Origin of the sequence: Actinomadura harenae, assembly GCF_003696215.1 — a bacterium.
Lineage (GTDB): Bacteria > Actinomycetota > Actinomycetes > Streptosporangiales > Streptosporangiaceae > Spirillospora > Spirillospora harenae.
In genome coordinates, this window is record NZ_RFFG01000001.1 from 158,598 (window position 1) to 182,471 (window position 23,874).

The window sequence follows — 23,874 nt, forward strand, 5'->3', positions numbered from 1 at the left end:
GCGGCGCGCGGTCACCTCGGAGGCTTCGGGTCCTACTCGGGGGATCCGTGGGCCGGGGGGCCGCCGGGGAAGCCCGGAAGGCCGGGGATGCCGGGGACGCCGCCTTCGCCGCCCAGTCCCGGGATGCCGCCGGGCAGGCCCTCGGTGAGGGGGCTCATCGTCTCCTGCTGGAGTTCCTGGGCGGCGCGCCCGGCGTCCCGGATCGCGGCGAGGACCAGGTCGGCGACGGTCTCGGCGGTGTCCGCCGGGTCGTCGACGTCGATCGCCTTCGGGTCGATGGTGAGGCCGGTGACCTCGCCCTGGCCGTTCACCGTGGCCGTGACCAGCCCGCCGCCCGCCGTGCCGGTGACCTCGGCGTCGGCGAGTTCCTGCTGGGCGTCCAGGAGCTGCTGCTGCATGCGCTGCGCCTGCTGCAGCAGATCCTGGATGTTGAATCCACCGGGTTCCACGGTGAGCTCCGTTCCGTCGCATCCCTCAACCGGGCGCGGACCGCGGAACGGCCCGTCCGCCCGGCACCGGACGTTTGTCTACCTGAGACTACGGGTTTGGAACCGGATGCGGTATTCACCGCCCCGGCGCCTCGGATCGGACGACGCGTCCGCTCGTTCCCCACGACGCACCGTACCGATCGCCCGTTAGGACGCCCTTCTCCCCGCGTCCCGAGAGCTCCCGGGCCTGGGCCGAAGATGGACGAATCCGCGCACGTACCGAGCCGAACCCGCCCTTGGCCGGCGACCTCGGGACGAGGCCGTCCCCGCCGATCAGGTGTTGTCGATCTCGCGGATGACCGTGCCGCCGAGCTCGCGCTGGATCAGCGCCATGCCGCCGGCCTCCGCCTCCGTGCCGTCGTAGTCGGCGTCGCCTTCGGGGTCGACCACGTCGATGTCGTCCGGCGGGCCGGGCTCGGACGGCGGCGGAGGCTCGTCCGGCGGGGGCGGAAGCGGACCGGGGTCCGAGAACGAGCCGCCGCCCGGGGCGTTCGAGGTGCCCGGCCTACTGGCCGGAACGTTCTGCCCCGCCTGCGCCTGACCGGTGCCCGACACAGCCTGAGCGGGCGGAGAGGGCTGGGCGGGCGCCGGAACGGACGGGCTCTGCGGAGGTCCGGACGGCCGCGGCCCCTGAGCGGGCGGCGGCGCCGGGGTGGACGCTCCGGCGAATCCGGCCGCCGGAACGCCACCGCCGCCGTTTCCTCCGCCGTAACCGCCCCCGGATCCGGGACGTCCGCCGCCGGGCCCGGCCGGAGCCGCGCCGCCGAGGACGGCCTCGATGCGCCAGTCGACGCCCAGCCGCTCCCGCAGAACCTCGCGCAGGACGGTGTCACGGTTGCCCGCGGTGAAGTTCTTGAGCGCTCCCTCGGCCTCGAAGGCGAGGGTGAGCTGGTTCCCGACCAGCCCGACCGGCCGGACCCCGTTCGTGATCGAGACCCACGCGACGCGGCTCTTGAACTTGACCGCCTCGACGATCTCCGGCCAGCGCTGTTGCACCGTCGACACGTCCCCGCCGCCCTGCCCCGCCGGAGCGGCGGCGACCGCGGTGGCGGGAGCGGCGGCGCCCCCACCCGAAGCAGGCCACCCGGACGCGGAACCAGAAGCCGAGCTCTGAGGCGCTGCGGCCTGAGGCGCCGCAGCCTGGGGCGCTGCGGCCTGGGGCGCCGCAGCCTGGGGAACCGCACTCTGCGGAGCGCCCCCCTGGGCCCCCGAAGTCGGAGCCACCGGGGCCTGAGGCGCCGAAACCTGGGACGCCGCTGCCTGGGGCGCCGAAACCTGAGGAGCGGCCGAAGCCTGGGGCATCGAAGCCTGAGGACCCGAGGAACCCCGGTTGTCCACAGAACCGCGTTCGCCCTCCAGCGACCCCGCGGAGCGCTGAACACTGGAAGTGGGGCCGCCCTGCGCCATGCCCCCGGAAGCCACGGTCCGCTCGAGCCGGTCGAGCCGGGCCAGCAGGGACGCCTCGTCCCCGTACGCCGCCGGCAGCAGGATCCGCGCGGCCATCAGCTCGAGCAGCAGCCGGGGCGAGGTCGCCCCCCGCATCTCCGTCAGCCCGGTGTGCAGCAGGTCGGCGGCCCGCGTGAGCTCCGCCGGTCCCATCGACGACGCCTGCCGCCGCATCTGCTCCAGCTCGTCCGGCGGAACGTTCAGCAGCCCCGATCCCCCGGCCTCCGGAACGTTCGACAGGATCACCAGGTCCCGGACGCGTTCCAGCAGGTCGGCCGCGAAGCGCCGCGGGTCCTGCCCGCTCTCGACCACCCGGTCGATCGCCGCGAAGACGGCCCCGCCGTCCCGCGTCGCGAACGCCGCGATCACCTCGTCCAGCAGCGCCGAGTCCGTGTATCCGAGGAGCGACACCGCGCGCGTGTAGGTGATGCCCTGCTCGTCCGACCCGGCGAGCAGCTGGTCCAGGATCGACAGGGTGTCCCGGGCGGATCCGGCGCCGGCCCGCACGGCGAGCGGCAGCGCGGCGGCCTCGTAGGGGACGTCCTCGCTCTTCAGGATCTCCTCGACGAGCTCCTGAAGCGTCCCGGGCGGGATGAGCCGGAACGGGTAGTGGTGCGTGCGCGACCGGATCGTCCCGATGACCTTCTCGGGCTCGGTCGTCGCGAAGACGAACTTCAGGTGCGGCGGGGGCTCCTCGACGAGCTTCAGCAGCGCGTTGAAGCCCTCCCGGGTGACCATGTGCGCCTCGTCGATGATGTACACCTTGAAGCGCGCGGCCACCGGCGCGAAGAAAGCACGTTCCCGCAGGTCACGGGCGTCGTCGACACCACCGTGGGACGCGGCGTCGATCTCGATGACGTCGATGTGGCCCGTCCCGGTGGGCCCGAGCGCGACACACGAGTCGCAGACCCCGCAGGGGTCGGGCGTGGGGCCCTGCTCACAGTTCAGGGATCGCGCCAGGATGCGCGCGGACGAGGTCTTGCCGCATCCGCGGGGCCCGCTGAAGAGGTACGCGTGGTTGATGCGCCCGTTGCGCAACGCCTGCTGCAACGGTTCGGCGACGTGTTCCTGCCCCTTGAGTTCGGCGAACGTCGCTGGACGGTACTTGCGGTACAGAGCCAGGCTCATCGGGGGCCGCCCTCCCTTAAGCAGCAGAGCGTCAGAAGCGAAAAGGACCCCCCGCACACCCGCCAGAGCCTGCTTATCCTTGCTGCCTTCCGGCCCTGGGGAGGTTCACAGGGTGACGCCGTGCGAGGGGTCTGCCCAGAGTCTATGGCATCCCCGGTCCCGCTCGCGCCTCCTCCCGGACACCGCCCGGACGTAGGCTCCGCGTCCATGACGGATCACACCCCCTCCCCACCGCCCGAAACGGTCCTGCACATCGCGGAACGCGTCCACTGGGATTCCGCCCGCTCCTCCGGCGCGTCGTACGCGATGTCCACCCGCGGCCGGACACTGGACGACGAGGGCTTCATCCACTGCTCCTCCGACCTTGATCAGGTCCGCGGCGTCCTGACGGCCTTCTACGGCGACGTCCCCCCGTCCGATCTCGCCCTCCTGACGATCGACACGACCGGCCTGGACGTCCGCCTGGAGCCCGCCGACGGCACTCTCTTCCCCCACATCTACGGCCCGATCCCGCCCTCGGCGGTAATCAAGGTCCAACCAGTCCCCGAAACCCGGTAAGCTCGTTCGCGGAGGATTCGCCTAGTGGCCTAGGGCGCACGCTTGGAAAGCGTGTTGGGGGCAACCCCTCACGAGTTCAAATCTCGTATCCTCCGCCAGCCTGAACAGGCTAAGCACGTCGAGGGCGGCACCCACCGGGTGCCGCCCTCACTGCTTTGGGTCCCGATTCGGGTCTCAGGTGCCCGTCAGGTGACCTCGCCCCCTCGGAGCCCCCAGGATCAGCAGGACCGTCACGGCCGTGTGGCGGGCGTCACAGAGCGTCGCTTGATCACCCAAGGACCACGAGCAATCCCAGCCAGCCCGGGAACATCTGGGGACTGCGCGCACTGCTCCCTGGCACGGGCGGGGGTGGGCTTGTCTCGTCCTGTTCTCCGTCGGGCTTGGTGACGGCTCACGGCTCGTGTGGGGCTGGTCCGAGTCGTCTCAGGTGGCCCGAGGGCTCAGGTTCTTGGGCCGTAGGTGTTCAGGAAGAGGACCGGGCCGTCCGGGGCGGCGGTCAGGGCGGCGGCGAACGCCTTGGCGGTGTAGACGGGATCAAGGTGCAGCCCGGCGGCCTCGGCGACCTGCGCGGCGGCGGTGGCCTCGGTCGTGTGGTGGCCGTAGCCGCGGCCCAGGTGGGCGCGCGTCGAGGTGAGCCGTGGCGGTGGGATGTCGAAGGCGGCCCCGCGCCTGCGCAGGACGGCGGCGGCCCGGCCGGCGAGCCGGGTCAGGTCGACGGTGGCCAGCGGCAGCGTCTCGTTGACCACCACCGCCAGTACCTGCGAGCGCAGGCCCGCCAGCGCGCAGCCCAGGGCCAGGCCCGCGGCGGTCCCACCGGAGCCGACGGCGGTGACGATGCACCGGGGTTCCGGTAGTTCGCCCGCTTCCACCTGATCTCCGAGTTCCAGCCCCGCCTCGACGTAGCCGAGCACGCCGATCGGCGCCGAGCCACCGGCGGGCAGATAGGACGGGAGCCGCAGACCGCGCGCGTGCCGGAGGAAGAGCCAGGGCGCGGCAGCCATGGTCAGCGGCTTGCTGCGGGTGAAGTGCAGCGTCGCACCGGACCGGCGCAGCCTGCGCAGTTGCTCGCGCACGTGCTCGTCCTCGGGTTGGTCGACGAGTGCGATGACGGTGTCGATGCCGAGTTCACGCCCGTACAGTGTCGCCGCAAGGCCCCAGTTGGTCCCGGTCGCGCCCACGGTCAGCACGGTGCGCACCCCGCGCCGGCGCAGCTCGGGCAGCAGCCATTCCAGCTTGCGCACCTTGTTGCCGCCCCAGCCGCCTGAGCCATAGCCGCTGTCGTCCTTGCACCACAGGTCGTCCCTGCCGGTTCCGGTGAGCTTCCGTACGGGGGTCGGGGCGTCCCCCAGCCGTAGGAACGGAAGCGTTCGCTCCAGCGCCGGGAAGCGCCGGTGCAACTGCGGGGTCGTCATATCTCTCCCAGGGCACGGTGGATGTTGTCGTCCTTCGGGATGGAGCTCCTGTGCATGACCCGCGAGGTGGGAGCCGGGCCGCTGCGGCGGCAGCCAGTCGCTGCCGCCGTCGATCGGCAGGCGGAGGCGGGCGACAGCGACCGAGCCGTCCACGAGGCCGGCGGACGGGGCGGCGTAGCCGTGGGGCTGGAGGTCGATCCGCACCTCCGGGTGACGGGCCCAGGACTCGGCATGGGGCGGCTCGGTGAGGGTCAGCGTCGTGTCTCGGTCCGCTGCCGGCCAGGTTGCTCCGGTCGGCGGCGGCGCCGTGGAGCTCGGCGCCGCGCTGCGGTCCGGAGCCGTCAGGATGCCCTCGCATCTCGCGGGCGGCAACCGCCCGCGCACCGATCCACCACAGGACGTCGGTCGGGGGACGGTTCGGACATGCGCTCCTCCTCGGCATCCGGGGACGGGTTCCCTGGGACTTGTGGGTGGGTTCGGAGGCGGGGTGTGAGGGGTGGGGGTGTTCAGGGGGCGTCAGGGGAGTGGTCAGGGGGTTTTCATTTGGGCTGGTCAGAGGGGGGTCTGACAAGTTGACGACATCGGATCCGTTGTTGACATTTGCGAAAGCCGTGAAGCTTTCGGCCTTGTGAGCCACCGGTGGTCGTGGCTCTGCCCCCGGTCCGCACAGGAGATCCGATGAAGCTCCCCACAAGCGTCGCCGTGCTCGCGGCGGCCGTCATGGTCGCGTCGCCGGCGGGTGCGTCGGAGGCGTTGGCGGCGCCGACGAAGCCGCTTCCGACCGTGAACATGGAGGCCGTCGTCAAGGCGGCCCAGATCGACCCGCGGCGGCCCGACGACACGCTGACGCCCGGCGCGAAGGCCAGTGTGCTGCTGGTCGAGAAGGCCCTCGCGGACAGGCACCTGCTCGACGCGAAGTGGGTGGACGGCTACTTCGGCACGATGACGGTCACGGCCTTCGCGAAGTACCAGCAGTCGCTGGGCTTCAGCGGGCTCGGGGCCAACGGGCTGCCGGGGAGGACGTCGCTGACCAAGCTCGGCGCGGGGCGTTTCAAGGTCACCCATGTCATCGTGCCGGGTCCGCGCGTCCCCGCCGGGAAGTTCGTCGTCGACACCCGGACGCGGGCCATGCTCGCCGAGGCCGGACGGCTGCTGCACCGCAGGCTCGTCCTGGACCAGGGGTCTTACAACCCCGGTGGGGACCCGACGTCCGCCGGCACCCATGACGGCGGTGGTGTCGTCGACGTCAACGTCAAGGGGATGAGCGCCGCCACCCGCACGTCCGTGGCCAAGGCGCTGCGTCGTGTCGGGTTCGCGGCCTGGGTCCGCAACCCGAGTCAGGGCGACTGGCCGTGGCACATCCACGCCGCCGCGATCAACGACACCGATCTGTCCAGCCAGGCCCAGCACCAGATCGGCGACTACTACCTCGGCCAGAACGGTCTCGCGAACCGTGGCAAGGACGACGGTCCCCAGGTGCCCATCCGCACCTGGGAGGAATACCTGCGCGTCCGCTAACCGAAACCGATCCCCCGCACCGCAGAAGGAGAAAAGGCATGCGCACGTTCAACAAGTTCCTCACCGCGGCGACCGCCGCGGCGGCCCTCGGCGGGGCCGTCCTGGCCACCGCTTCGCCCGCCATGGCGGCGGGACGCAACGGAGTCTGCGACTCCGGTGAGTTCTGCTACTACTTCAACAGCAACACCCAGGGGTCGGTCTCGGACTTCACCGGCTCGATCGCGGACTACGGCGCGAAGCAGCCGTCCTGCTACGACTTCAAGGGCGCCGGCAACGGCAAGGGCATCTGCGTCAAGAACAACGCCGCCTCGGTGTGGAACCGCAGTTCCTCGACCGTCCGCGTGTACTACAACAGCCGTTACGGCGGCCACTACCAGGACTTCGGCCCTGGCGCCCGGGGCAACCTGGACTCCACGCTGAAGAACCAGAACGCCTCGCACCAGTTCCTCGGCAACAACCCGCCGCCGTCGGGGCAGACGGCCATGTCGTGGGCGCTCTACCAGACCGGCGGCGGCCGGATCAGCTGCGGCTTCGACGGCTACACCAGCACCCCCGGACGCCACGAGGGCATCGACATCTCCCGCAGCTTCAACTCGCAGGTCCACGCCCTGGTCTCCGGGCAGATCATCAACGTCGTCTGGGGGCACACCGGTTCGGGCGGGCTGTCCACGATCGCCGTGTACAACGCCTCCCTCGGCCGGACGATCATCTACCTGCACTCGGCCCCGCTGGGCTCGCTGCGCACCGGCCAGTGGATCAACAAGGGGCAGTACATCGCCAACGAGTCCTACCGCGGCGTCTCGAGCGTGAACGGCGAGCACACCCACGTCGAGATGCGGATGGGCCGCACGACCCTCGCGGCCAAGAGCGTCAACGACTGGCACCTCGACAACCCGAACCCGACCTCGTTCTGGATCTCCCAGGGCTACAGCGTCCGCTGACGCGCCCCAGACGTCCACGAGCGAAGGAGGAGTGTGTCGATGCGACGTGCACGGCTGATCCCGGGGCTCACCGCGGCGGCGGCCGCGATGACGCTCAGCGGGGCGGTGCTCGCCACCGCTTCGCCCGCCATGGCGGCGGGACGCAACGGAGTCTGCGACAGCGGCGAGTTCTGCTACTACTTCAACAGCAACACCCAGGGGTCGGTCTCGGACTTCACCGGTTCGGTCGCCGACTATGGCGCGAAGCAGCCGTCCTGCTACGACTTCAAGGGCGCGGGGGCCGGCAAGGGCATCTGCGTCAAGAACAACGCGGCTTCGGTGTGGAACCGCTCGTCCTCGACCGTGCGGGTCTACTTCAACAGCCGTTACGGCGGCCACTACCAGGACTTCGGCCCTGGCGCCCGGGGCAACCTGGACTCCACGCTGAAGAACCAGAACGCCTCGCACCAGTTCCTCGGTAGCACCCCGCCGCCGTCGACCGGATGCAAGACGGACGGGTCGAACAGCAGGCTGCCCTCGTCGATCCTGGTGTACCGGGTGTCCCAGCACCGGGTGGACCGGGTGGACTTCAAGACGTACGTCAAGAACGTCCTGCCGAACGAGTGGGTGTCGGGCTGGCCGAGGGAATCCCTCAAGGCCGGTGCGGTGGCGGTCAAGAGCTACGCCTGGTGGTGGGCGCTGCACTCGACGCGCAAGGTCAACGGCCACTGCTTCGACGTCTACGACAGCACGTCGAGCCAGGTGTACCGTCCGGGCTCCGCGACGGCGCCCACCAACGCCGCCGTGGACGCGACGTGGGGCACCCGGATGACCCGGGGCGGCTCGGTCTTCATGGCGCAGTACTGCGCCACCACGAGCGCGTGCGGTGACTGGAAGACCGGGGACTGGATGTCGCAGAACGGTTCGCGCGACCTGGCCAACAGCGGCTGGGGCTACGCGGGCATCCTCCAGCACTACTACCGGGGGATCGCCCTCTCCTGATCCCTGAGGGGACGTGACGACCGCCCTGGTCCTCCGCCGCGGCACGTGCGCGGCGGAGGACTAGGGCGACTAGGGCGCGTCGACGACGATCTGGAAGTTGACGGGACGCTTTCCGGGGAACGCGACCGTCCCCGACGCGTCCAGCATCTTGAAGCGGACGTAGCAGAGGCCCGGTCTGCCTGGAGTGGAGACGTCGGCCGAGATGTCGACCACCTGGCCCGGCTCCGTGTCCCTGACCGGGATGCGGGCGGGGGTCCGGCAGTCGTCGTCGCCCTGCGGCAGGTCGAGCCTGATCAGGGAGTACCCCGTCCACGGCACGGTCCCGATGTTCTTGATCCGCCAGGTCTTGGTGACGGTCTTGCCCGGGGCGACGTGCGCGCAGTCGGGCAGCGTGACGTCCATGACGAAGATGGACGCGTCGCCGTCGTGCGCGGGCGGTGTCGGCGAGGGCTGCGGCAGCACCACCGGGCAGGCGGCCGTGGCCTCGGACTCCGCACCGGACGGGTTCAGGGCGTGCCCGCCGGAGTCGAAGGAGCCGCGGGCGACGGCGACGGCGCAGACGGCGATCACTCCGACGCCGACCGCCGCGGACACGGCCGTGACCCGGCGGTTCGGACGGACGCGCCTCCGCCGCTCCGTCGCCGTTCCGGTGAGCAGGACCTCGCCGCTGATCAGGTCGACCGGCCGGGGCTCCGTCGCACCGCCCCCGACCGGCAGGAGCTCGCCCGTGCCCCAGTCGGCCGGCAGCGCCTCACCGAGGGGGACGTCCGCGGCGGCCTCGCCGCCGGAGGCTTCTCCGCCTGGCGGCTTCCCGGACGGGGAGCCTTCGCCGGGCACGGACGCGGACGCGGGGTCGGGGTCGGGGTCGGCCAGGACGGGGTGGCCGCCGGTGGTCACCGACCTGACCGCGAGGTTCGCCTTCTCCCAGCGTTCGCGGTATGCCTCAGGGTCTCCGCCGCACGCCTTGACGAACTCGACGGTGGTGGCCCAGCTCGGAAGCCGGTTGCCTCGCGTGGCCTCGTGGAGCGTCGCGTGCGAGATCGCCCGGGACCGGCCGGACATCTCCCGGAACGAGGGATTGCCAACGGAACTGCGCAGTTCCCGCAGAAGCTCGGCGAAGTGCTCGATCGCCTCCGCGCGCGCACGAATGGCGTCCACCGTCGTGAAGCTAACAGCGCCCACACGCATAGCTCAAGCGTGAACTTGGACCAGTGGGCGAACCCTGATCGTCCGCCACGCGCATTCTCTGTGCACCCATCGGTAACCGATCGGCGGAAGGCTCGTCCGCGCCGTCGTGACCTGCGAAAGGACGATCATTGGGCGCGCAGGCGGGCCTCGACCTCGTCCAGTGCCTCGGGGGTGAGGGCGCGGAGGAACGGGACGACGACCACCACCGCCGCGGCGGTGAAGACCCCGAACGCGACCCGGTACCCGACCGCCTGGGCGAGCGCCCCGGCCGCGGCCGACCCCAGCGGCAGGGATCCCCATCCGAACAGCCGGGAGGCCGCGCTGAAGCGGCCCATCATGCCCGGCTCCACGAGGGACTGGCCGATGGTGCGCGCGTTGACCACCCACAGTGTGCTGCCGAGACCGCCGAGGAACGCCGCCGCGCCGCTGGCCCAGACGTTCGCGGTGACGGCCGGGACGGCCACCATCGAGGCCGCGGCGAAGATGTTCGCGAACATCGCCCAGCGGCGTCCGAGCAGGCGGTTGACGTGGCCCACGACGAGCGTGCCGACCAGTCCGCCGACGCCGAGCGCGCCGACCAGCGCACCGTAGCCGGTGGGGCTCAGCCCCCACACCCTCGTCGCGACCAGCGGCATCAGCGCGAACCACGCGGCCCAGCAGGTCACCAGCACGGCGACCGACAGCGACAGCGTCCTGAGGAGCCGTTGCCGCCACAGGAAGCGGAGCCCCTCGCCGATCTGCCGGTTCACCGAGACCGGCGGGCGTCCGGCGGCCCGGACGACCTTGAACCGTCCGACCAGCAGCGGCAGGAGCGCCGTCGCCGCCAGGTAGCCGCCTGCGGACACGCCGAGGGCCAGGCTCGCGCCAGCGGCGACGAGCAGGCCGCCGGCGAACGGTCCGACGAACTCGTTCGACACCGTCTCCACTCCGGTCATCACGGCGTTCACCCGCTCGCGGCCCGCGGGCGCGATGGCGTCCGGGACGAGTGCGGACGCCGACGTCAGCGCGACCACCTCAGCCACGCCGAGGACGGCCGCGCAGGCGAAGAGCAGCGGCAGGCCGATCGCGCCGGACGCGGTCGCGGCCACGAGGACGCCGACCGCCGCGACCCGCAGGACGTTCGCGGCCCACAGCAGCCGCCGCCGGTCGGCGCGGTCGACCAGGACGCCGACGTGCAGCGAGATGAGGAGCCAGGGCAGGGTCATCGTGAACAGGACCAGGGAGACCAGGGCCGGGGACTGCGTCAGAGAGCTGGCGATCAGCGGCAGGGCCACCTTGGTGACGCCGTCGGTCAGGTTCGTCACGGCGGTGAAGGCCACCAGCACCTGGGCGTTGCGACGACTCGCGTCATCGGCCGACCGCCGCGCCCCGTCTTGGTCCCGGTCTTGGTCCTGGCCTTCGTGCCGGGCATCGTCGACGGCGACGCCGCCCGCATCTTGGTCTTGCATCACAACTCTCCTGTGCGGTATGTCCGGTCTTGTGAACCGTCAGGTTCACTCCGCGCCTTCGCGCCAAGCCAGCAGTTCGGCGGAGTACCGAACCGTCGGTGTTCCCATGGCCAGGGCTACCGTGGACAGCGGCGGCGGTGGAGTTGGGCGGCCGCCAGGGGAAAGGGGCGCGTCTTGCGGCTGAACCTGGTCGCGGAAACTCAGGACCTGGGGCGCACCCGCATCGCGGTGTCGCCCCTGCAGAACCTGGTCATCGGTTTCTGGGGGCATCAGCCCTCACGGGAGGCCCAGGCGTGGCAGCGGGCTCACCGCCGGCACGTTCCGCGTGCCGCGGCTCCGCTGCTCGAGCTGATCAACGCGCATCCCTGGTACGTGCCCGACTTCCTCACGCCGGTGCTTCCGGCGGCCCGGGACGGGGCGGGTCCTTCGTTCGCCACCGAACTCGAGGCCCTGCGTTCCCTCAGCGAGGCCCGGATCCAGGCCGATCTCCGCTTCCTCGACGCCCTTCCCGGAGCGCCGCGCAGCGCGCTCGAACTCCGCGAGGGACCGGGACGCGGCCTGTCCGGCCTGGTCGACGCGGCGCGCTCGCTCTTCCGCGCCTGCCTGGCCGAGGACTGGCCGGGGTTCGAGCAGCGGCTTCGCGCGGACATCGCCCGCCGCGGAGCCCAGATGGCGACCACGGGCCCGGCGTCCATGCTGGCCGGGCTGAGCAGCGGACTCACCTGGCGCGACGACGACACGCTGACGCTCAGGCTCGACGGATGCCGCCCGAGACGAGGCGCCGAGGAGACGACCGTCAGCCTGTCCGGACACGGGCTGCTCCTCATGCCGAGCCCGTTCACCGGCCCGGACTCGCTCAGCATCACCGGATCGGTGACCGCCGGCCGCCAGGCCGTCATCGCCTACCACGCCACCGCCATTCCGCAGGGCACCGCGACCGGGCGCGATCGGCGCGACGGGCGGGACAGGCGGGACGGGCAGGACGCCCTCACCGTCCTCGTCGGCTGGGGACGGGCTCGTGCGCTGCGCGCCGTCCAAGGAACCGCCACGACCACCGAACTCGCCGGACGTCTCGGAGTCGGGAAGTCCACGGCGTCGGAGCACGCGGCCGCACTTCGCGCCGCGGGCCTGGTCACCACCCATCGCGTCGGGCGGAGCGTGCGCCACACCACCACGGAGCTCGGCCGCCGCCTCCTGGCCGACGGCCCTCCCCTGGCCGATGGCCCTCCCCTGGCCGGCGACACCGCCTTGGCCGAGGGCGCTCCCTTGGGCTGACACGTCCGGGCAGTTCGGGATCTTTCGGGCAGAGAGCCCGTAGCGCATCCCCTCTACCCAAGGGCTCCCACGGTGGTGCATGATCCCCCAACGGACCGGGTCTGCCCCCCTGGCCGGTCCTTCGGCCACCCCCTCTGGAGGAGCCTTGACCCGTCTCATCCGTGCACCGCGCCTCGCGCTGGCCGCCGTCGGCGCGGTCGTCACCGCGTCCGGACTCGCCGCCGCTCCCGCCCTCGCCGCGCCCGCGACGGGGGTCACCACCGGCACCGGCCAGGTCTTCATGGTCAACCCCGTCCAGTCCTCGGGGAACGAGAACCTGACGGACGACAAGGACGCCGCCTCGGCCGTCCCCGCCTCCGCGTACGCCAAGGTCGCCCTGCGGAACCTGGACGGCAGCGGCAACCTGTCCGGACGCTGGGCCGTGATCCGCTCGTCGACCGGGGCGCCCGCGTTCTCGTCCACCGGCACCTTCGCCTACACCCGGGACGCCGACCAGTTCGAGCAGGTCATGGCGTACTTCTGGGTGAACGAGGCGCAGGAGTACCTGCAGGGCCTCGGCTTCGGCGGCGAGTTCCGCGGCGCGAACGACCGGCCGCAGAACGTCCGGATCAACCAGTACGGCGCCGACAACTCGTTCTTCACCGACAAGAAGGACGAGATCCGCTTCGGCAAGGGCGGCGTGGACGACGCCGAGGACGGCGAGGTCATCGTCCACGAGTACGGGCACGCCGTGCACGAGTCCCAGGTCCCGGGGTTCGGGAGCTCGGAGGAGGCCGGCGCGATCGGCGAGGCGTGGGGCGACTACCTGGGCGTCGAGGTCGGCCTGGCCGCGGACGCCCGGTACGGCTGGCCGCGCCTGACCCCCGAGGCCTGCGTGGGCGACTGGGACTCCACGGCGTACACCTCCACCACCCCGCACTGCCTGCGCCGCCTCGACACGGGCAAGGTGTACGGCGACAAGGTGGGCGAGGTCCACGCGGACGGCGAGATCTGGTCCAACGCGCTCTGGGACATCCGCCAGGCGCTGGGCGCCCGCGTCGCCGACCGGATCATCGTGAACGCCCAGTTCTCCTTCGCGCCGGACACCGACTTCAGCGCCGCCGCGAAGACCACGGTCGCCACGGCCCGCACCATGTACGGCGACAAGGCCGCCGAGACCGTCCGGCGGGCTTTCGCGGCCCGCCAGATCCCCGGGCTCTGACGACCCTCCGGGTGCCGGGCCGCTTCCGGTCCGGCACCCGGCCGGACGACACCGCGAATTTCTCCCCTCAGATCACCGTTCCGACCGTGCTGAGCATTTTCGTCATGTCGGTGGCACATTGTCGGAGGGAGTCTCTACGGTCGAGGCCCATGGATCTTCAAGGGAAGACCGTGGTGTTGATGGGACGGTTTCACGAGCTGTCCCAGGCCACCGCGAAGGCCGGGCTCGAAGCACTGGGCGCGCGGGTATCAGGGTCGGTGTCCGGCAAGACCGATGTCGTCTTCCGCGCGCACGGAGTACGAGGCGTCAAAGTCGGCAGTGCCAGCACGCGCGGCATTCCGATCTATGACTGGAAAACGCTGCGGATGGTTCTCGAGAAGGCCGCCGGGCCCTCGGCCGAGGACGAGTCCACCCCGTCCGACCTGGGAGTCTTCGCGGATCACGCGTCGATCGCGTCGGCCGTCGACGCGGACGCGCTGCTGGACGTCCTCTATGACGCCGACTGGACGTCCTTCGCCGCCGAGCGGGATCTGCCGCCGCTTCGCGCGCGCCTGTGGAAACTCGAGCAGGACCACGGAATCACCGATGCCCATCATTTCGCCACCAGGCGGATCCGCGACCTCGCCGACACGCGTTTGCAGCAGCCGTTCGGCCATGTCACCGAAATCGAGTCGTCCGCGGCCAGTCCGTGCGGCCGCTATCTGGCCACCGGAAGCTGGGTCGGCGACGAATACCACCGCGGCGGTGTGCTGCAAATCTGGGAAACAGCCACCGGACGCTGCGTGAACGTGCTGCACGGCGTCCCGGGAGGAGTCGGCTGGCCCGACTACGACGGCGCGATCCAGTGGTCGGACGACGGCACCCGCGTCGGGCTCGCCTACAACACCAACCAGGTCGGGGTGTTCGACCCGTTCGCGGTCGGCACCGGCACCACGTATCCGCTGGCCAGCGCGGACGTGACGGACGGGTCGAGCCGCCCGCCGCACTGGGCGCTGGCACCCGACGGGCGGAGCGCTTACGTCGCATCCGGGTCCCCGTGCGCGATCAGGGGATGCGTCGTCCCGCTCGAGGCGGGCGACCTGTTCTGGCTGCCGAACTACGCGCCGTCCACGCACCCGTATCTGCTCAACGGAACCCTTCCCGACGGGGTCGCGGAGGACGACCTGTCGGTGCTCGGCTGGTCGCCCGACGGCGCCCGCCTGCACGCCTACGACGCCCGGACCAAACGGGACCTCGCCATCGACCTGGCCACCAAGGAGGTCACCTGGGCACCCGAGAACGAGGCTGCTTCACACGCCGCGTCCGGCGAACTGTCCGGCGCCCTGTCCGGCGACACGTCCGGCGACACGTCCGGCGAGCCGTCCGTGGCGGTGTCCGTGGACGGGACGCGCGTGACCTTCCGCCGTCCCGGCACCGGGGAGGTCCTGGGCGACTTCACCTTCCTGCGTGAACCACCGTCCGACCCGCTCCTGGAACACCCCTACGCCTTCGAGGGGATCAACTTCGCGCTGGACGACGGCACGTGGTGCGCGGCCTTCGAGGAAGGCCTGGTCATCGGGCCACCGGACCGCAGGGAGGACCTGGAGGCGGTGCTGGCCTGGTCGGTGGACCGGCGTTTCGCCTGGCCGGTGCGGTGGGGCGGGCTGGAGATCGTCCCGGACGTCCGGACCGCCGCCGAACTGCTGAACGAGACGGGCCCCGGCCACTACGTCCGGGAGATCGTCCAGGAACTCGACGCCGCCGGTACCACCGTCTCTCCCGCCAAGGACGGCATCTGGCCGCCGCCCAACACCGCGACGACGGACGACCTGTTCGCGGCGGCGAAGGAGGCGGCGTCCGTCCTCGGCGGCAACTGGAACTTCGCCGTGAACGAGGAGCTCCGCGGGGCCGCGCGGCTGCGGGCGCGGCGAGGAGAGCCCGAGGGCGCCGTCGAGTTGCTCGACGCGATCCCCGACGCGGACCAGCGCGTCATGGCGTCGGCAGAGGTGGCGATGATCCTTGCTCGCGCGGGACTGCCCGAGCAGGCGCGACCAATTTTCGCCTATGCCGAGGCGCACGCGGAGGCGTCCCTCACCCCGCATGACAGCGTCGACATCACGTCCGCGATGGCCGGTGCCCATCAGGCGCTGGGCGACCAGGCCGCCGCCGACGCGTGGTTCACACGCGCGCGTGCGGGAATCGCGACGGACTCCAACCCCTGGAACAAGCGACTCAGAGTCATCTGGGCGCTCACCGAATGCGGACGCGTCGACGAAGCCCGCGAGCTCTGGGCTCCCGACGAGGTCGGCGACCAGTCATCCCTCGACCGTGACACCGAACCCTGGCTGCTCTACCTGGTGGGCACCGGTCGGCTCGACCTGGCCGAGGAGTTCCTCGAAGCCTGGGTCCCGCCCGGCATGGACCGGCCGTCGAGCCTGATCAGGCCGCTGACCGAGCTCGGACGCCCCGACCTGCTCCGCTCGTGGCTCGACGGCTGCTGGTACATCCCGGACGAGACCTACGAGCGAGCCCAGGCGGTCGCCGACGGCGCGCCAAGCCGTTCCCTGCCGCCGACACCCACCGAAGCGGACGTCGCGGACCTCACCGAAGCCCACGTCGCATGGCTCAAGACACCTCGCGCCCGCCGGAAGATCCCGGTCAGGGACCTCGTCCAGAAGGCCGCTGACCTCGGACATCTCAGCGCCGTCCTCGACCTGCTGGGCGAACTCCCCACGGACGACTTCAACGACCGCGCGGCGGCCGCCTTCTCCGCCCTGTGGATCGTGAGCACGGGCCACGACCGAGCCCCGTGGTGACAAGTTCCTTCCTCTCAGTGAACAAGCGGTGACCGTCGGAGACATGCGACAGAATGCTGCCCGGCTCCCCCTGACAAGAGGACGACATGGCGGACGAAGAGACCATCACCGACACCGAAGCGGCGGCTGACGGCCAGGCTGGCGCGGGCGCCCAGGCAGGCACGGGCGGCCAGGCAGGCGCCGACGGCCAGGCAGGCGCGGGCGGCCCCGACTCCCTGCTGGGGCAGGCCGAGGCGACGTTCAAGGCCCTCGACAGCGACGCGGACGGCTTCGTCACCCGCGACGAGCTGCGGACGTCCTACAAGAACTTCGGCCTGGACCTCCCCGAGGCGGCCCTGGACCACCTCATGAGCGCCGACACCGACGGCGACGGCCGCATCGACCTCGAAGAATGGCTGCGTTCGGTCGACCAGGCCGCCCCGGTCCCGTCGGCGACCGACTGACGGAGGCGACAGGCACACCCAGGGCGGCGTCCACCGGACGCCGCCCTTTCTCACGTCCTCGCCAGACGAGATCGAGTGGCGCGGCGGGCGCGCTCGGGGCCGCCGCACCTCCATGCGTGCAACTTGTATACAAGTCGCATACTCTATGGATGCAAGTCCCCCGGAACGAGAGATTCCCGCCGCCATGCCCGAGATCGCCCCATCCCGTACCGCCGCGTCCGCCTGGCGGCCCGTCGCCGCCGCGATGTTCTGCTGCGGCTGGGCGGGCAACCAGTTCACGCCCCTGCTGGTCATGTACCGGCGGCTGGGCGGGTACTCGCCGCTCACCGTGGACGCGATGCTCGGCGCCTACGTCCTCGGCCTGGTCCCCGGGCTCCTGGTCGGCGGCCCGGCCTCGGACCGTTATGGCCGCAGGCCGCTGATGCTCGCCGGGACGGCCCTGTCGGCGATCGCGTGCGCGGTCCTCGCGGCCGGTCCCCTGGGCGTCGGCCCGATCTTCCTGGGCAGGATGCTGACCGGTGTGGCGGTCGGCGTCGCGATGGCGGTCGGGACGAGCTGGGTCAAGGAGCTCTCCGGGGCGCCCTTCGATCCGGACGCGTCGCCGGGCGCGGGCGCGCGGCGCGCCTCCCTGGCGCTCACGGCCGGGTTCGGCATGGGCGCGGGTGTCGCGGGCCTCCTCGCCCAGTGGGCTCCGTGGCCCATGGTGCTCCCCTACCTGCCGCCCATCGTCCTCTCCCTCGCGGTGCTGATGCTGTTGCCGAAGGTCCCGCAACTGTCGCCCGGCCGAATTGAAGGGCCGCTCTGGCGTGACCTGCGCGTCCCGGCCGCGGGGCACCGGCGCTTCGTCAAGGTCGTGCTCCCCACGGCCCCCTGGGTCTTCGGCGCGGCCGGTATCGCCTACGCCATCACCCCTCAGCTCGAAGCCGACCGCATGGGCACCTGGCAGCTCGTCTACGCGACGGCGCTGACCGTCCTCACGCTGGGGACGGGTGTGGCGGTGCAGCCCATCGCCAAGCGTCTCGACTCGCTTTCCACAGCGCGGGGCGCGATGGCTTCCCTGGGTCTTGTCGGTCTGGGCGCGCTCATGGCCGCGCTTAACGCAGGGCCCCGTTCGCCGTGGGCGGGGCTGGCCGTGGCGGTCGTCCTAGGTGCGGGCTACAGCATCGGGCTCGTGAACGGGCTCCTGGAGATCCAGCGCATCGCCACAGGACGAGACCTGGCCGGACTCACAGGCGTCTTCTACGCCCTCGCCTACACGGGCTTCCTCCTGCCCGCCACGCTGGCACTTCTTTCTTCTACCGTCTCCTACACGGTTCTCCTTCTCCTGGTGACGGCCGTCGTGCTCGCCTGCCTGGCCGTCGTGGCGACCAACTCGCGCCGCCATCTCCCCAAGGCCGCGTTCGCGGGTGCCCCCCAGGGCACGCGGGCCATGGACCGGGCAGACGCGCAGGCATGAGCCAGGGCCATGCAGGCACACGCCATAGCCAGAAGGACGTGCGCACGCGCCCCCAGAACGGCCGGACGCCGAAAGCGACGCGCGATCTGCGGGACGATGACGCCATGACCATGCGCACCCCCGCCGCCGAACGCGCGTACTCGCACGTGAGGCGAAGCCTCCTGGACGGCACGCATCCGGGCGGCACGCTGTTGTCCGAGGGCGCGCTGGCCGACCAGCTGGACATCTCCAGGACGCCGGTGCGCGAGGCGCTGCACCGGCTGGAAGCCGAGGGGTTCCTCCGGCTCTACCCGAAGCGCGGCTGGCTGGTCGTCCCCGTGACCTTGGCCGAGGGCCGGGAGACGATGGAGGCCCGCCTGCTCCTGGAGCTCTACGCGCTCGACCGCGTCGCCGCCATGGGCCCGGACGAGCTCCGGGAACTGGGACGCGGGCTCGCCCCGGACGCCGACCCCAGCCGTCCCGTCCGGGACGACGACTTCGTCGACATGGGCGCGTCCTTCCACAACCGGCTCCTGGCGGCGGCCGGGAACTCCGTCGTCCAGGACATGTACGCGCGCCTGTGGAACAAGCAGCTCCGGCTGACGGCGGGCTCCGTCGCCGACCCGGACAACGCGGCCGAGGACGTCACCGAGCACGGCCAGATCGCGGCCGCGCTCCGCGACGCCGACGCACCGCGCGCGCGAAGACTGCTCCAGGAGCACGCCGGCGGGATCCTCCGGCGGCTGGGCCTCGGCGGGCAGGACATCCGCCTGCCTCCCCCCGCGAACTGACCCGTCCCCCTCGTCTCCCCTGCTCAGCCGTCCCGACCGCGGAGTTGTCCACAACTCCGAGCGGACGGCGCGGTGCTGCGGGCGTCCGTGCCACCCTGGTGCGGACGCCTTCGACCCCCGAGGGCACCGGAGAGATGGGTCGGGATGGACTTCAGAGACGACGCGGAGCTCGACGCCTCCCAGGTCGAGGACGCGCGCGGCGGCGGCGGTGGCATGCCGGGCGGCATGATCATCGGCGGTGGCGCCGTCGGCGTCATCGTCACGGTCGTCGCGCTGGTGTTCGGCCTCGACCTCACCGGCGGCTCCGGGTCCGGCTCCCACCCGAGCGGCGGCCAGGGCCGGATCGGCTCCGGCACGAACCTGTCGGCCAAGTGCCGCACGGGCGCGGACGCCGACCAGTCCGCCGACTGCCGCATCGTCGGCACCGTCAACAGCGTCCAGAAGTACTGGTCGGGAGAGTTCGCCGACCAGGGCCGGCGCTACTCACCGGCCAAGACGCGGCTGTTCAGCGACGCCACCCAGACCGGCTGCGGCAGCGCCACCTCCCAGGTCGGCCCGTTCTACTGCCCGGCCGACCACCGCGTCTACCTCGACCTGTCCTTCTTCGACGACCTCCAGCGCGACTTCGGCGCGAAGGGCGGCCCGTTCGCTCAGGCGTACGTGGTCGGCCACGAGTACGGCCACCACATCCAGAACCTGCTCGGCACGATGAGCAAGGTCAAGGCGAACGCCAAGGGCGCGACGGGCGGCTCCGTCCGCCTCGAGCTCCAGGCCGACTGCTACGCGGGCACCTGGGCCAACCACGCCGTCTCCACGGGCTTCCTGACCCGCCTCACCCGCGACGACATCAACGAGGCCCTCGACGCCGCCGGAGCCGTCGGCGACGACCGCATCCAGCAGCGTGCAAGGGGACGCGTCGACCCCGAGGGCTTCACCCACGGAACCGCCGCCCAGCGTCAGCGGTGGTTCTCGACCGGCTACCAGACAGGAGATCCCCGCCGATGCGACACCTTCTCCGGCTCCCTCTGAGCCGCCCCGCCACCCCCCGGGGGACGCCCATGACCACGCCCCGCGAGATCGGCCTCCGCCACCCGGCGTCCTCCGCCTCCTCCGCGTCCGCGCAGGCCACAGCCGAATACGCCACATCTGCCGGATACAGGGGCGTCACACCCCCGCTCCGATCCGACACCGGCCGGGCCCCGGCGGCGAGCATGCCGTCCACGGCTCCCGAGACCGTAGACTCGAAACCGTGATCTTCAAGGCGGTCGGCAACGGAAAGCCCTACCCGGAGCACGGCCTGTCCTCTGGCGACTGGGCCAGGATCCCGCCGCGCCAGGTCCGGCTCGACCAGCTCATCAGCACCAAGCGCGAGCTCGACCTGCAGTCCCTCCTCGCGAAGGACTCCACCTTCTACGGCGACCTGTTCCCGCACGTCGTCCTGTGGAAGGGCGATCTCTACCTCGAGGACGGCCTGCACCGGGCCCTCCGCGCCGCCCTCCAGCAGCGCCTCGTCCTGCACGCCCGGATCCTCGACCTGGACGTCGTGGACCTGGGCACCCCCACCTGATCCCACCGGCACCATCGCCGGGAAGCCATCCGTCTCCCGGACGCCCCGGCGCCCCCGCACAGTCTCGGCAGCCGCGTGCAGCCCAGGCCGGACCTCGGGGGCCGAACCTCGCCGTCCCCCGAACGGCTGCCCGTCGCCCGAAGACACCTCACGCACACTCCACGAGGCGATATCCCGAACCGGACCTTGAACACGTCCTGAGACCGGCGCAGGCTGAGGATGAACACGCTTCGGGGCCGGGGGACGAGCCATGACGAAGACCGGGAAGAAACGGCGCGACTGGGTACCCGGCCGAAACCTCGCAGTGTCGGCGCTGGCCTGGCAGGCGGCCCGCCCGGTCCTGGCCCGCCGCTCCCGGTCCTGGTGGTCGGTCCCGCTGCGCATCCTGATGGCGGGCCAAGGACGCACACCTTTCAACAGCAACGCCCTGCCCCCGACCGCCCACTCCTACACCCAGGAGACCAGCGATGACCGGCTCTCCGACTACGCGGTGGCCGTGGACGACGCGTCCGAACGCCTGACCAGGTCAGAAATCGACCACCTCCGCGCCACCGGAGAACTCCCCCAGTGGTTCTACGACGACGTCGAAGAGCTCTACCAGGCCTGGCGCCGCACCAAACGAGGCCGCTGACCCCGCGCCCGGGTCAGCGGGCGCGAGCGGGCTCCGGAACCGGCAGGGCGGCCTCGGACTCGATCAGCTGCTCCAGCTCGGACTCGGCGGTCGTCATGCTCGGACGCACGAACCCCGGCCGGGACGCCATGACACCGAGGATCACCTCGGGCACGATCAGGACGAACAGCAGCCCGAGCGACACCGTCCAGCCCCCGGTCAGGTCATGCAGCAGACCGACGGCCAGCGGCCCCACACCGGCGAGCAGATATCCCGCGGTCTGCGCCATCCCGGACAGCCGCGCGGCGACCATCGGGCTCGGCGACCGCAGGTTGAGCAGGGTGAACGCCAGCGGGAACGCGCTGCCCGTCCCGAGCCCGAGGAAGCCCACCCACAGCCATCCGGCGGACGGCGCGACGAGCAGACCGCCGATGCCCAGGACCATCGTCGCGGCGACCGCGATCACCAGGGCGCCCTGACGGCGCATCCGCGCCGCGGTGACCGGGGTCGCGAAGCCCAGCGGAATGCCGATCAGCATCATCACCGAGACCATCGCCCCGGCCTCCCCCGCCGCGAACCCGTGGTCCCGCATGATCTGCGGCAGCCACGACATCAGGACGTAGAACATCAGCGACGCCAGCCCCATGAAGCCCGCCACGGACCAGGCCAGCGGCGACCGCAGCAGCGAGCCCTCCACACCGGCGGGACGTGCCGCGTCGGACTCCTCGGCGGGCGCGGACCGCCGGTCACGGCGCGAACGAAGCGCCAGCGGCCCCCAGGCCAGGGCTCCGATCAGCGACGGAACGGCCCACACGGCGAGCGCCATCCGCCACCCGCCCGCGTTGTCCAGCGGCACGGCCAGCCCCGCGGCGATCGCGCCGCTGCCCGCCATCAGCATCATCATGAGCCCGGTCAGCGACCCCACCCGGCTCGGGAACGCGCTCTTGATCACCGCGGGCATCAGCACGTTGCCCATCGCGATGCCCGCCCCCGCGAGCACCGTCCCCCCGAACAACGCCACCTGCGCGGGAACGACCCGCAGCACGATCCCGGCCGTGATCAGGGAGAGCGCCACGGTGATCGCGGCCTCGGGCCCGACACGCCGCGCCAGCACGGGAGCGATCGAGGCGAACACCCCGAGGCACAGCACGGGCAGCGTCGTCAGCACACTGACCTCGACGCCGCTCAGCCCCAACGACCCCTGCAGGTCGCTGAGCACCGGCGCCACACCGGTGATCGCGGCCCGCAGGTTGACGGTCAGCAGAATGAGTCCGGCAAGAGTCCAGAGAGTCGTCAGCCGAGAAATGGCCGGGGCAGTGGTCGAAGCCTTGGTGTTCATGATCCTTCGGTCCCGGGCGCCGCCTGAGCAGCACCATCGTCGTGAATGTTCTGTCCGGTGAATCTCGGCCCGCGGCCAGGAAGCCGAAGCGCCGTGCGAGCCTGACCAGTGCGCCGTGCACACCGGGCCGCCACGTACCGCTGACCCCAGAGCGAATCCGCACCGCGCTGTGCTGGGCACCACTCACTGCAAAGCCGCGCGGAACCTGTTCAGGAGCCTGCGCCCCACCAGACGCACCGCACGAGCCCCCCTCGACCAAGCACCGGTGAGGGCAGGCCCGAACACTCGAACCCGGTGCGCACCGCTAGGTCATCCAGCTCAAGGACTCGTCCACGCACCCGGTCTCCACTGCCGATGCAGCTTCACCTACCGGCGCGGCACCTGTACTGAGCTGGAATGAACGCAGCCAAGGGGACGGCGCAGAATCGCACGCCTCACCCAAAAGCGAGCACGGTTCCAGCCCCGGAACGCATCACGGCCGCCGCGAATCGTCGCGGGCCCAGATCAAGCTCAGGGGACGTCGGGGACGGACCGTTCGACCTCGTCGTCGGTGTTGTGGTCGTCCGCCTCGTCCATGATCTGGTCGAGACATCGGCGGGCGGCGGCCGCCGCGGCTTCCCCGTCACTCGCGGCGATGGCGGCGGCGATGGGGCCGTGCGGGATGTCGGCGTGTTCGACGACCGCGCCCGCCGCGCCGATGCTCGCGCGCAGGGCGGCGCTGAAGTCGCGGTACAGCTCGATCAGCATGCCGTTGTGGGTGGCCTCCACGACGGCGGTGTGGAACGTGAGGTCGGCCTCGACGAACTCGGGGTGCTCGCGGGCCGCCCACGCCGCGTCGCGCAGCGCCAGAGCCGCCCCGATCGCCGCGAGGTCGGCCGGGGTACGGCGGGCGGCGGCGAGGCGGGCCGCCTCGACCTCCAGGCCGCGCCGGATCTCCAGGGTCTCGACGAGTTCGGCCCGCTCGAGCCGGCGCCGCATGACGCCGGACATCTCGCTGGTCGCGCGCACGTACGTGCCGTCCCCCTGGAGGCTCTCCAGGATCCCGGCGTGCGTCAGGGCCCGGACGGCCTCGCGCACGGTGTTCCGGCCGACGCCGAGGCTCTCCGACAGGACCGGCTCGGGAGGGATCCGGCCGCCGACCGGCCACGTGCCCGCGACGATCTCGCCCTTGAGCTGGTCGATCACCTGCTCCACCAGGGACGAGCGGCGAGCTGTCCGCAGCGTCACGTTCCCTCCTCACAAGCCGTCCAGGACGAACCTGACCCCCAATGGGCCAATCATCCCATGTCTCCATGTTAGGACGTCCGCGC

The 23,874-nt window shown here is 71.5% G+C and carries 20 protein-coding genes, 1 tRNA gene and 1 other RNA gene; 14 read left to right on the forward strand and 8 right to left on the reverse strand.

The genetic code is table 11. The features are described 5' to 3' along the window. Window positions 1-32 precede the first annotated feature (32 nt). From EBO15_RS00685 to ffs, 3 genes are all read right to left on the reverse strand, one after another. A complete protein-coding gene (locus EBO15_RS00685; RefSeq protein WP_122192286.1) occupies window positions 33-449 on the reverse strand; it encodes a YbaB/EbfC family nucleoid-associated protein in 417 nt (138 codons plus the stop codon). A gap of 312 nt (window positions 450-761) precedes the next feature. Then, the gene (locus EBO15_RS00690) at window positions 762-3,062 is read right to left on the reverse strand and encodes a DNA polymerase III subunit gamma and tau (protein ID WP_122192287.1); all 2,301 of its coding nucleotides are present in this window, start codon (window positions 3,060-3,062) and stop codon (window positions 762-764) included. Between the two features lie 39 nt (window positions 3,063-3,101). Continuing rightward, window positions 3,102-3,197, reverse strand: an RNA gene (gene ffs / locus EBO15_RS00695) — signal recognition particle sRNA small type. A 72-nt stretch (window positions 3,198-3,269) separates the two neighbouring features. Here ffs and EBO15_RS00700 point away from each other — a divergent pair. Both EBO15_RS00700 and EBO15_RS00705 read left to right on the forward strand, forming a co-directional pair. Continuing rightward, complete coding sequence (locus EBO15_RS00700; protein ID WP_122192288.1) at window positions 3,270-3,620, forward strand: DUF952 domain-containing protein; 351 nt, start codon at window positions 3,270-3,272, stop codon at window positions 3,618-3,620. Window positions 3,621-3,630: 10 nt separating this feature from the next. Further along, a tRNA-Ser gene (locus tag EBO15_RS00705) sits at window positions 3,631-3,718 on the forward strand. 342 nt (window positions 3,719-4,060) lie between these two features. On the opposite strand, the gene EBO15_RS00710 is transcribed toward EBO15_RS00705, so the two are convergent. After that, window positions 4,061-5,416, reverse strand: coding sequence for a pyridoxal-phosphate dependent enzyme (locus EBO15_RS00710; protein WP_199744254.1), 1,356 nt, complete (start codon window positions 5,414-5,416; stop codon window positions 4,061-4,063). A 294-nt stretch (window positions 5,417-5,710) separates the two neighbouring features. On the opposite strand from EBO15_RS00710, the gene EBO15_RS00715 reads away from it, so the two are divergent. The 3 genes from EBO15_RS00715 to EBO15_RS45045 are packed head-to-tail and all read left to right on the forward strand — an operon-like array spanning window position 5,711 to window position 8,472. Beyond that, window positions 5,711-6,550: a peptidoglycan-binding domain-containing protein gene (locus EBO15_RS00715; protein ID WP_122192290.1), complete on the forward strand. Its 840-nt coding sequence runs from the start codon at window positions 5,711-5,713 to the stop codon at window positions 6,548-6,550. Window positions 6,551-6,588: 38 nt separating this feature from the next. After that, a complete protein-coding gene (locus EBO15_RS00720) occupies window positions 6,589-7,491 on the forward strand; it encodes a peptidase inhibitor family I36 protein (RefSeq protein WP_122192291.1) in 903 nt (300 codons plus the stop codon). 39 nt (window positions 7,492-7,530) lie between these two features. Further along, the gene (locus EBO15_RS45045) at window positions 7,531-8,472 is read left to right on the forward strand and encodes a SpoIID/LytB domain-containing protein (RefSeq protein WP_199744255.1); all 942 of its coding nucleotides are present in this window, start codon (window positions 7,531-7,533) and stop codon (window positions 8,470-8,472) included. Window positions 8,473-8,541: 69 nt separating this feature from the next. Here EBO15_RS45045 and EBO15_RS00730 read toward each other — a convergent pair whose 3' ends face one another. Beyond that, entirely contained in the window at window positions 8,542-9,630 is a 1,089-nt protein-coding gene (locus EBO15_RS00730) for an NBR1-Ig-like domain-containing protein (protein WP_122192292.1), read from the reverse strand. 155 nt (window positions 9,631-9,785) lie between these two features. Continuing rightward, on the reverse strand, window positions 9,786-11,108 hold the full coding sequence (locus EBO15_RS00735) for an MFS transporter (RefSeq protein WP_122192293.1): 1,323 nt from the start codon (window positions 11,106-11,108) through the stop codon (window positions 9,786-9,788). A 174-nt stretch (window positions 11,109-11,282) separates the two neighbouring features. Here EBO15_RS00735 and EBO15_RS00740 point away from each other — a divergent pair, with 174 nt between their 5' ends. From EBO15_RS00740 to EBO15_RS00780, 9 genes are all read left to right on the forward strand, one after another. Continuing rightward, complete coding sequence (locus tag EBO15_RS00740; RefSeq protein WP_122192294.1) at window positions 11,283-12,383, forward strand: ArsR/SmtB family transcription factor; 1,101 nt, start codon at window positions 11,283-11,285, stop codon at window positions 12,381-12,383. 145 nt (window positions 12,384-12,528) lie between these two features. Further along, the gene (locus tag EBO15_RS00745; protein WP_199744256.1) at window positions 12,529-13,584 is read left to right on the forward strand and encodes a M4 family metallopeptidase; all 1,056 of its coding nucleotides are present in this window, start codon (window positions 12,529-12,531) and stop codon (window positions 13,582-13,584) included. Window positions 13,585-13,733: 149 nt separating this feature from the next. After that, entirely contained in the window at window positions 13,734-16,379 is a 2,646-nt protein-coding gene (locus EBO15_RS00750; RefSeq protein WP_147481332.1) for a WD40 repeat domain-containing protein, read from the forward strand. A gap of 86 nt (window positions 16,380-16,465) precedes the next feature. Further along, window positions 16,466-16,822, forward strand: a complete 357-nt coding sequence (locus EBO15_RS00755) for an EF-hand domain-containing protein (RefSeq protein ID WP_122192297.1) — start codon at window positions 16,466-16,468, stop codon at window positions 16,820-16,822. Between the two features lie 184 nt (window positions 16,823-17,006). Continuing rightward, window positions 17,007-18,278 (forward strand): MFS transporter, encoded by a 1,272-nt coding sequence (locus EBO15_RS00760; protein ID WP_122192298.1) that lies wholly within the window; start codon window positions 17,007-17,009, stop codon window positions 18,276-18,278. Between the two features lie 104 nt (window positions 18,279-18,382). Beyond that, a complete protein-coding gene (locus EBO15_RS00765; RefSeq protein ID WP_122192299.1) occupies window positions 18,383-19,048 on the forward strand; it encodes a GntR family transcriptional regulator in 666 nt (221 codons plus the stop codon). Between the two features lie 144 nt (window positions 19,049-19,192). Continuing rightward, on the forward strand, window positions 19,193-20,077 hold the full coding sequence (ypfJ, locus tag EBO15_RS00770) for a KPN_02809 family neutral zinc metallopeptidase (RefSeq protein WP_122192300.1): 885 nt from the start codon (window positions 19,193-19,195) through the stop codon (window positions 20,075-20,077). A gap of 220 nt (window positions 20,078-20,297) precedes the next feature. After that, the gene (locus EBO15_RS00775) at window positions 20,298-20,615 is read left to right on the forward strand and encodes a type II toxin-antitoxin system VapB family antitoxin (RefSeq protein ID WP_122192301.1); all 318 of its coding nucleotides are present in this window, start codon (window positions 20,298-20,300) and stop codon (window positions 20,613-20,615) included. A 250-nt stretch (window positions 20,616-20,865) separates the two neighbouring features. Then, window positions 20,866-21,246, forward strand: a complete 381-nt coding sequence (locus EBO15_RS00780) for a hypothetical protein (protein ID WP_122192302.1) — start codon at window positions 20,866-20,868, stop codon at window positions 21,244-21,246. A 13-nt stretch (window positions 21,247-21,259) separates the two neighbouring features. On the opposite strand, the gene EBO15_RS00785 is transcribed toward EBO15_RS00780, so the two are convergent. Further along, on the reverse strand, window positions 21,260-22,564 hold the full coding sequence (locus EBO15_RS00785; protein ID WP_122192303.1) for a CynX/NimT family MFS transporter: 1,305 nt from the start codon (window positions 22,562-22,564) through the stop codon (window positions 21,260-21,262). 510 nt (window positions 22,565-23,074) lie between these two features. Next, complete coding sequence (locus EBO15_RS00790) at window positions 23,075-23,791, reverse strand: FadR/GntR family transcriptional regulator (RefSeq protein WP_122192304.1); 717 nt, start codon at window positions 23,789-23,791, stop codon at window positions 23,075-23,077. Window positions 23,792-23,874 lie beyond the last annotated feature (83 nt).

Bases quoted from the DNA above. Each gene is read 5' to 3' on its own strand.
- EBO15_RS00760 (WP_122192298.1), top strand. From the start codon at position 17,007: ATGCCCGAGATCGCCCCATCCCGTACCGCCGCGTCCGCCTGGCGGCCC.
- EBO15_RS45045 (WP_199744255.1), top strand. From the start codon at position 7,531: ATGCGACGTGCACGGCTGATCCCGGGGCTCACCGCGGCGGCGGCCGCG.
- ypfJ (WP_122192300.1), top strand. From the start codon at position 19,193: ATGGACTTCAGAGACGACGCGGAGCTCGACGCCTCCCAGGTCGAGGAC.
- EBO15_RS00765 (WP_122192299.1), top strand. From the start codon at position 18,383: ATGACCATGCGCACCCCCGCCGCCGAACGCGCGTACTCGCACGTGAGG.
- EBO15_RS00785 (WP_122192303.1), bottom strand. From the start codon at position 22,564: ATGAACACCAAGGCTTCGACCACTGCCCCGGCCATTTCTCGGCTGACG.
- EBO15_RS00700 (WP_122192288.1), top strand. From the start codon at position 3,270: ATGACGGATCACACCCCCTCCCCACCGCCCGAAACGGTCCTGCACATC.
- EBO15_RS00690 (WP_122192287.1), bottom strand. From the start codon at position 3,062: ATGAGCCTGGCTCTGTACCGCAAGTACCGTCCAGCGACGTTCGCCGAA.
- EBO15_RS00715 (WP_122192290.1), top strand. From the start codon at position 5,711: ATGAAGCTCCCCACAAGCGTCGCCGTGCTCGCGGCGGCCGTCATGGTC.
- EBO15_RS00735 (WP_122192293.1), bottom strand. From the start codon at position 11,108: ATGCAAGACCAAGATGCGGGCGGCGTCGCCGTCGACGATGCCCGGCAC.
- EBO15_RS00720 (WP_122192291.1), top strand. From the start codon at position 6,589: ATGCGCACGTTCAACAAGTTCCTCACCGCGGCGACCGCCGCGGCGGCC.
- EBO15_RS00750 (WP_147481332.1), top strand. From the start codon at position 13,734: ATGGATCTTCAAGGGAAGACCGTGGTGTTGATGGGACGGTTTCACGAG.
- EBO15_RS00755 (WP_122192297.1), top strand. From the start codon at position 16,466: ATGGCGGACGAAGAGACCATCACCGACACCGAAGCGGCGGCTGACGGC.
- EBO15_RS00780 (WP_122192302.1), top strand. From the start codon at position 20,866: ATGACGAAGACCGGGAAGAAACGGCGCGACTGGGTACCCGGCCGAAAC.